We start from the raw sequence: 1,210 nt of genomic DNA on the forward strand, positions 1-1,210 counted from the left end.
CATGGACATGCACTCTCCCTCCACCGCTGCCGGCGATGCCCGCCACGTCGCAGGCCAGCAAGGCGCCCATGCCGAATTCCTGACCTTCCGCCTGGGTGCGGAGGAATACGGGATCGACATCCTGCGGGTGCAGGAGATCCGCTCCTACGAGGAGCCTACGCGGATCGCGAACGCGCCGCACTTCATCAAGGGCGTGGTGAACCTGCGCGGGGTGATCGTGCCGGTGGTGGACCTGCGCATCAAGCTGGGCTGCGAGAAGGTGGAATACAACGGCTTCACGGTGGTGATCGTGCTCAACGTGCGCGGCCGGGTGGTCGGTGCGGTGGTCGATTCGGTCTCGGACGTGCTGGAGCTGGCCAGCGAGCTGATCAAGCCGGCGCCGGAGATGAACACCTCGATGGACACGAGCTTCATCACGGGCATTGCCAGCGTGGGCGAGCGCATGCTGATCCTGATGGACATCGAGGCGCTGATGAGCAGTCCCGACATGGGGCTGATGGACAGCAGTTCGCAGAACCTGCAGTAGGCCCCGGGAAAACCAGGTCTGTGTTCAAGGGCGCCCGTCGGGCGCCCTTCTCTTTGGACCCATGGTGGGGGGTCATTCGGTCATTTGCCCGGGTCCAGTGGCTCTTTTTCCGCCTTCAGTACCGGGCGGACCGGCCGATAGTTCATGAATCCCCATTTGTGTTTCAAGGACGGCCTACATGGACATGCACTCTCCCTCCACCGCTGCCGGCGATGCCCGCCACGTCGCAGGCCAGCAAGGCGCCCATGCCGAATTCCTGACCTTCCGCCTGGGTGCGGAGGAATACGGGATCGACATCCTGCGGGTGCAGGAGATCCGCTCCTACGAGGAGCCTACGCGGATCGCGAACGCGCCGCACTTCATCAAGGGCGTGGTGAACCTGCGCGGGGTGATCGTGCCGGTGGTGGACCTGCGCATCAAGCTGGGCTGCGAGAAGGTGGAATACAACGGCTTCACGGTGGTGATCGTGCTCAACGTGCGCGGCCGGGTGGTCGGTGCGGTGGTCGATTCGGTCTCGGACGTGCTGGAGCTGGCCAGCGAGCTGATCAAGCCGGCGCCGGAGATGAACACCTCGATGGACACGAGCTTCATCACGGGCATTGCCAGCGTGGGCGAGCGCATGCTGATCCTGATGGACATCGAGGCGCTGATGAGCAGTCCCGACATGGGGCTGATGGACAGCAG

2 protein-coding genes are annotated in these 1,210 nt (G+C 64.0%); both read left to right on the top strand.

The window, feature by feature from the left end:
• The first annotated feature begins 1 nt into the window (after nucleotide 1).
• Nucleotides 2–526: a chemotaxis protein CheW gene (locus tag BC358_RS09035; protein WP_066160790.1), complete on the top strand. Its 525-nt coding sequence runs from the start codon at nucleotides 2–4 to the stop codon at nucleotides 524–526.
• A 184-nt stretch (nucleotides 527–710) separates the two neighbouring features.
• Nucleotides 711–1,210 (top strand): chemotaxis protein CheW (locus tag BC358_RS09040; protein ID WP_143434246.1); only part of this gene is annotated, 500 nt, incomplete at its 3' end.

This window comes from Hydrogenophaga sp. H7 (assembly GCF_002025745.1).
Classification (GTDB): Bacteria; Pseudomonadota; Gammaproteobacteria; order Burkholderiales; family Burkholderiaceae_C; genus Hydrogenophaga; species Hydrogenophaga pseudoflava.

Coding starts and splice junctions, on each gene's coding strand:
- BC358_RS09035 (WP_066160790.1), top strand. CDS start 2: ATGGACATGCACTCTCCCTCCACCGCTGCCGGCGATGCCCGCCACGTC.